This window comes from Microbacterium sp., assembly GCF_031178525.1.
Taxonomy (GTDB): Bacteria; Actinomycetota; Actinomycetes; order Actinomycetales; family Microbacteriaceae; genus Microbacterium.
Genome location: NZ_JAPSJA010000150.1, coordinates 1 through 6,228 on the forward strand (window position 1 = coordinate 1; position 6,228 = coordinate 6,228).

General features: G+C 73.6%; 5 protein-coding genes. All 5 read right to left on the bottom strand.

Annotated features, from left to right (window positions below):
• Positions 1-779 (bottom strand): ABC transporter ATP-binding protein (locus RIF89_RS09945; RefSeq protein WP_309068957.1); only part of this gene is annotated, 779 nt, incomplete at its 3' end.
• A 34-nt stretch (positions 780-813) separates the two neighbouring features.
• A complete protein-coding gene (locus RIF89_RS09950) occupies positions 814-1,689 on the bottom strand; it encodes an ABC transporter permease (RefSeq protein ID WP_309068958.1) in 876 nt (291 codons plus the stop codon).
• Between the two features lie 5 nt (positions 1,690-1,694).
• Positions 1,695-2,651, bottom strand: coding sequence for an ABC transporter substrate-binding protein (locus RIF89_RS09955; protein WP_309068959.1), 957 nt, complete (start codon positions 2,649-2,651; stop codon positions 1,695-1,697).
• 263 nt (positions 2,652-2,914) lie between these two features.
• Positions 2,915-5,611 (bottom strand): molybdopterin cofactor-binding domain-containing protein, encoded by a 2,697-nt coding sequence (locus tag RIF89_RS09960; RefSeq protein WP_309068960.1) that lies wholly within the window; start codon positions 5,609-5,611, stop codon positions 2,915-2,917.
• On the bottom strand, positions 5,608-6,228 hold a 621-nt coding region (locus tag RIF89_RS09965), incomplete at its 5' end, for an FAD binding domain-containing protein (RefSeq protein WP_309068961.1). The genes RIF89_RS09965 and RIF89_RS09960, both read right to left, overlap by 4 nt.

A 6,228-nucleotide genomic window follows, 5' to 3' on the forward strand; every position in this document is an offset into this window, starting at 1 on the left:
GCCGCCGTGACAGCCGCCCGCTCGTGCACGAGCGCGGAGATCGTGCGCTTGAGCGCGTTGAACTCCGGGTCCGTGACGTCGCGCTCCGCGCCGAGCGGGATCCGCACGATGTCGCGGATGTGCCCCGCAACGCCGTGCGACGCGCCGCCCGTCATCACGACGACGCGGTCGGCCAGGTACACGGCCTCCTCGATCGAGTGCGTGACGAACAGGACGGTGCGGCCCTCATCGCGGTGGATGCGGCGCAGCTGCCCCTGCAGCTCGGAGCGCGTCAGCGCGTCGAGCGCACCGAACGGCTCGTCCATCAGCATCACGGCGGGGTCGTTGGCCAGCACCCTGGCGATCGCGACGCGCTGCTGCATGCCGCCGGACAGCTCGCCCGGGAAGCGCGCCGCGAAGCGGGTCAGGCCGACGGTCTCGAGGTAGCGGTCGGCGAGCGCATCCGCTTCGCGTCGCGAGGCGCCGCGTCGGCGCGGACCGTACGCCACGTTCTCGCGGACGCTCAACCACGGGAACAGACCGTAGTCCTGGAACACCACACCGCGATCCGGTCCCGGCCCGCGCACGGGCACGCCGCCGACCTGCACGTCGCCCGCGCTCGCCGGCTCGAAGCCGGCGAGGATGCGCAGCAGCGTGCTCTTGCCGCATCCGCTCGCGCCCACCACGGCGACGAACTCGCCGGCCGCGACCCGCAGGTCGACGTCCGCCACCGCGACGACGTCGTCGGCGCTCGTCTCGTACCGCTTCTCGAGTCCCTCCATCAGGATCTCCGCGCTCACGGGCGCTCCTCTCGTGCGTGGATGGTCGAACGGCTCATGCGAACACCGGGCGGCGGCCGCCGACCAGCCGCAGGATCAGGGTCAGCAGCCGATCCGAGCCGAACCCGGCCAGGCCGATGCAGATCATGCCGACCACGATCAGGTCGGTGCGCACGATGTCGCGCGCGAGCGTGATGGTCGCCCCCAGGCCGGTCGTCACGCCTGTGGTCTCGCCGAGCACCAGGACGACCCATGCGAGCCCCAGGCCCACGCGCAGGCCGTTGACGATCGCGGGAGCCGCGGCGGGCACCATGATCCGCCACAGGACGTCCAGGCGCGTCGTCCCCAGCATCCGCGCGGCCTCTACGAGGCGCTCCGGCACCTGCCGGGTGCCGCTCGCCGCCCCGAGGACGATCGGGAAGAACGCCGAGAGCGTGATGAGGAACACCGTGGCCTGGTCGCCGATGCCGATGATGAGCGCCACGAGCGGCACCCAGGCGGTCGCCGGGATCGGCCGCAGCAGGTTCACGAAGGGATCGAACAGCGCATCCACCGTGTAGAACCGCCCCATCAGCACGCCGAGCGGGACGCCGATGAGCGCCGCCAGCCCGAAGCCGGCCAGGACGCGCATCACGGAGGCGCCAAGGTGCTCCCACAGCGTGCCGCTGAAGGCGTCGTCGCGCACGCCGCCGAACGCGAAGTCCCACAGCGTCACGGCGACCTCGCCCGGGTACGGCAGGAACCCCATCCGGATCCCGAACGGGAGCTCGAGCTGCAGCTCGCGGCCGATGTGCCAGAACACGACGAACACGACCGGGACGACCAGACCCAGAGCGATGCGCGCGGGGACCGAGCGCAGCCCGCGCCGCGCGGACGCCCGCCGGCGCCCGCGGGCGGGCGCGGGTGCGACCGGCGCGGGGGCCGTGATCACGGCGCTCATTCGACGAACGACGTGTCGACGAGCTCGTCGGCCGTGGGGGCCTCGTCGATCAGCCCCAGCTCGGCCATCTCGCCGGCGAGCGCCTCGAGCTGGCCCTGGTACTCCTCGCTGAGGTCCGAGCGCATCCAGAAGTTCTCGATCGCCGTGTCGAAGATCGCCTGGTCGCCGCCGAAGGTCTCGACCATCTCCGTGAGCCACTCGTCCTCGTTGCCGGTCATCCACTCCGTCGCGGCGGCGTGCGTGCCGACGACCTCGGCCACGAGATCGGGGTCCTCGTCGATCAGCGCCCCCGTCGTGATCAGCCCGAGGTTGACCCGGCCGATGGGGGTGGCATACGGGTCGGCGAAGGAATGCCCGCCGTTCTGCAGCGCGATGGATGCGCCGATCTCCACGCCGAAGAAGGCGTCGAGATCTCCCGCGGCGAACTGACCGGCCATCTCCGGCACGGGTACCGTGATGAGCTCGACGTCCTCGGGATCGACGCCCGCCTCCTCGAGCGTGAGGCGCATCGCGATCTCCTGTGCGGAGCCCTGGATGTACCCCACGGTCTTGCCCACGAGATCCTCGGGGCTGTCGATGCCCTCGCTGCCGACGAAGCCGCTGCCGCCGTCCGCCGCGGAGGCGACGATGCGGAGGTCGCGGCCCTGCGCGATCGAGGAGATCGTGGGCGTGAGGCCGCTGACGGCGAAGTCGACGGTCCCGGCGACCAGCGCGTCGCTCAGCGCCGGTGTCGTGTCGAGCGTGACGACCTCGAACTCCACGCCGTCGGGGGCGAAGTCCTCGTACAGGAAGGGCGCGTAGAAGTGCGGCTGGCCGCGCAGGGTGCCGATCGTGACGGTGACCGTCTCGCCGGTCGCGCCGCCGCTCGCGTCCGCGGCGGGGGCGCAGCCGGCGAGCAGGAGGGCGGATGCCGCGGCGGCGGCGGGGAGCAGGAGGAGACGGCGCGGGGACATGGCGGGCCTTTCGACGGCGGGGAGTGCGGATCGCCAGGCGCGCGATCCGGGTTCCTGCAGTCAAGCGGCCGCCCGGATCGGCGCCGTTTCCCTGGCGTTTCCGGCACGTAAAGGGTGAAGTGATGGCTTCAGGACGCGCGCCGCGATCACCGCTGCCCGCCGCGAGACCTCATCCGGCGCACGAGACATCGACGCACGGTGATGTCTCGCGCGCGGGTCGAGGTCTCGCGCATCAGCGGCGCTGCCCGCACCCTCCGAGCGGCTCAGGCGCCCTGTGCCAGGCGCCACACGCGCTCGCGCGTGAACGGCTGCACGAAGGGCCGGCGGCCGAGCGCACGGGCGATCGCGTTGCCGATCGCGGGAGCCACGGGGTTGTACGGCGACTCGCTCATCGACTTGGCGCCGAAGGGGCCGAGATCGTCGCTCGTATCGGCGAACAGGATCTCGACGTCGGGGATGTCGGCCGACTGCGGCACGCGGTACGTGCGGAACGCGGGGTTGCGCACCTGCCCCTCCTCGACGATCACCTCCTCGTACAGCGCGGCGCCGACGCCCTGCGCCACGCCGCCCTCGATCTGGCCGCGGCACTGCGCGGGGTTCATGACGAACCCCGCGTCCGCCGCGTGCACGTTGCGCAGGATCCGCACCACGCCGGTCTCCGGATCGACCGCCACGCGCACGGCGTGCACGTTGAACGCGAGCGAGCGGTGGTCGCCGCGCTCCTCGCCCGACGCCGTGAGGCCGGCGAGCCGCGCGAGCGGGATGTCGCCCGCCGGCGTCCGCACCGCGGTCGGCGTGAACGTGCACGCGCCGACTGGGACGCCGGCACGTGCGGCGCCCTCCGCGACGATCCGGTCGCGCAGGGCGAGGCACGCGGCGTGCAGCGCCTTGCCCGCCACCGTGATGCCGGCGGACGCGAACGCTCCCGTGTCGTACGAGACGGCATCCGTGTCGGCATGCGCCAGGCGGATGCGGGCGAGCTCGACGCCGAACACGCTCGCGGCGATCTGCCGCTGCACGGTCGTCGTGCCGTTGCCGAACTCGGCCGTTCCCGTGCGGAGGGTGAACGCGCCGTCCGCGTCGAGCGTCGCGGTCGCCTGCGCGAAATGCCCGCGCGGCGCCAGCGTGGCGATCATCGCGGCGGCCATGCCCTCTCCGACGAGCCAGCCGGGGGGCGCCTCCTCGCCGCCGTGCGCGAGCGCATCCTGCGCCAGGTCGAGGCACTGGTCGAGGCCGTAGCTGCCCCACACGAGGTCGTCCTCGACGTGCCCGTCCGCGCTGCGGATGGGGTCGCCCTCGCGCACCGCATTGATCCGGCGGAGCTCGAACGGGTCGATCCCGAGCCGCTCGGCCAGCATGTCGAGCGCCGATTCGATGCCGAGCATGACCTGACCGAGCCCGTAGCCGCGGAACGCGCCGGAGGGGACGTTGTGCGTGTACACCGCCTCGGCGTCGACCCGCACGACGGGGGAGCGGTAGATCGTCACCGACTCCGCGCAGCCATGGAACAGCACGCCGATCGCGTGGTTGCCGTACGCGCCCGTGTCGCTCAGGACGTCGAGCTTCAGGGCCGTGAGGCGTCCGTCGGGCTCGGCGCCGAGCGCGACGGAGACGCGCATCGGATGCCGCAGGGAGGCGCGCCAGAACTGGTCGGCACGCGAGTACTCGTACGCCACCGGGCGGCCCGTGCGCAGCACAGCGAACGCCACGAGGTCCTCCGTGAACATCTCCTGCTTGCCGCCGAAGCCGCCGCCCACGCGCGGGGCGAACACGCGCACCTTCTCCTGCGGCAGGTCGAACAGCGTGCACAGCTCGTCGCGCGTGAGGAACGGCACCTGCGTCGACGAGCGGATGACCAGTCGCCCGTCGTCGTCCAGCCAGCCCACGGCGCCGTGCGTCTCGAGCTGCGCGTGCGCGGATCGGCCCGTCCGCCAGGTGCCGGACACCGTCACCGCGCTCGCCGCCAGGGCCGCGTCGGCGTCGCCGCCGTAGCCCGTGTGCAGCTGCGCGACGACGTTGCGCGACGCATCGGCCACGCGGTCCTCGATCGTGCGCTCGGCGTGCACGAGCGGCGCGCCGGGTCGCCGGGCCTCCTCCGGATCGAACACGGCGGGCAGCACCTCGTACTCGACGCGGACGAGGCCGCACGCGCGCTCGGCCGCCGTCGACGTCTCGGCAAGCACCGCGGCCACGCGCTGCCCCACGTGGCGCACCACGTCGTCGAGCATGCGCGTGTCGTCGGGATCGTCCTGGCGCTGCTCGTGCCGCGCGGTCGAGTAGCGGGCCGGCGGCGCGTCGGCGTGCGTGTACACGGCGATCACGCCCGGCACCGCGAGGGCCTCGCGGGCGTCGATGGACAGGATACGGGCGTGCGCGTGCGGCGAGCCGACCACGCGCAGGACGAGCGCGCCCTCCGGCACCTCGTCGAACGTGTACGGTTCCAGGCCCTGCACGATGCGCCGCGCGGCCTCCGGCACGACCGAGGAGCCCACGCCGTCGCCCTCGCGCGACCCCGTCGTGCGCACGGGGCCCAGCACGGACGAGCGGATCGCCTCGCGGATCGGGCGGTACCCCGTGCACCGGCACAGACTTCCCTTCAGGCGCCGGTCGAGCTCCGGCAGGTCGTCCGGACCGAGGCACGACGCCGTGACGCTCATGCCCGGCGTGCAGAAGCCGCACTGGAAGCCGAAGCCCGCCGCCAGCGCCTCCTGCGCGGGGTGCAGGTCGTCGCCGGGTGCGAGCCCCGCTGCCGTCGTGACCGCGCGGTCCGCCGCGCGCAGGGCGGGGACCACGCACGAGTGCACGGGATCGCCGTCCAGCAGCACCGCGCAGGCGCCGCAGTCGCCCGCGTCGCAGCCCTTCTTGACGGAGGCCGCGCCGCTCTCGCGCAGCAGCGTGCGCAGCGACTGCCCTGCGCGGGGATCGGCCTCGACTCGTCGCCCGTCCACGTGGAACCTCATGCGGCACGCTCCAGCTTCGCGAGGGCCCGGTGTGCGAGCACGACGCTCATGGCGCGCCGCCAGTCCGCCGAGCCGAGGGGATCGCCGTACCAGCCCGACGCCCCGCGCACGGCCGCGGACAGGTCGACGGGCGACGGCGCGGACGTGAACCGCAGCACGACGGGGGTCGTGGTCGCGGCCGTCACGGTGAAGACCGCGGAGCCGTCCTCGTCCAGGCGGCCGGTCACGACCGCCGCCGCGCGGCCCCACTCCGCGAGGGCGATGCGCTCCAGCGCGAAGGGCGCGCTCAGCGCGTGCGAGGGTAGGTCGATCGCGCGCAGCACCTCGCCCGGGCGCAGTGTGCTGCGCCCGTCGTCCGCCGGGATCTCGGCCACGGGCACGCGGCGTTCGCCGCCGTCGGGCGTCCACACCAGCGCGGTGCCGTCGAGTCCGGCGGCGAGCGAGACCATCGCCGCGGCCGCGAACGACTGGGCGATGTTGCCGCCGACGGTCGCGGTGTTCCAGATCTTGAAGGACGCGAGCAGCGAGTGGGCGGCGTCGGGGAACGCGCGGGCGGCGCGCCACTCGGCGGGCGCCTCCGCGGCATACGCGACGAGACGGGCGATCGAGCAGGTCGC

What these genes read in the sequence shown, in the direction of transcription:
- RIF89_RS09955 (WP_309068959.1), bottom strand. Translation starts at nt 2,651, where the DNA reads ATGTCCCCGCGCCGTCTCCTCCTGCTCCCCGCCGCCGCCGCGGCATCC.
- RIF89_RS09960 (WP_309068960.1), bottom strand. Translation starts at nt 5,611, where the DNA reads ATGAGGTTCCACGTGGACGGGCGACGAGTCGAGGCCGATCCCCGCGCA.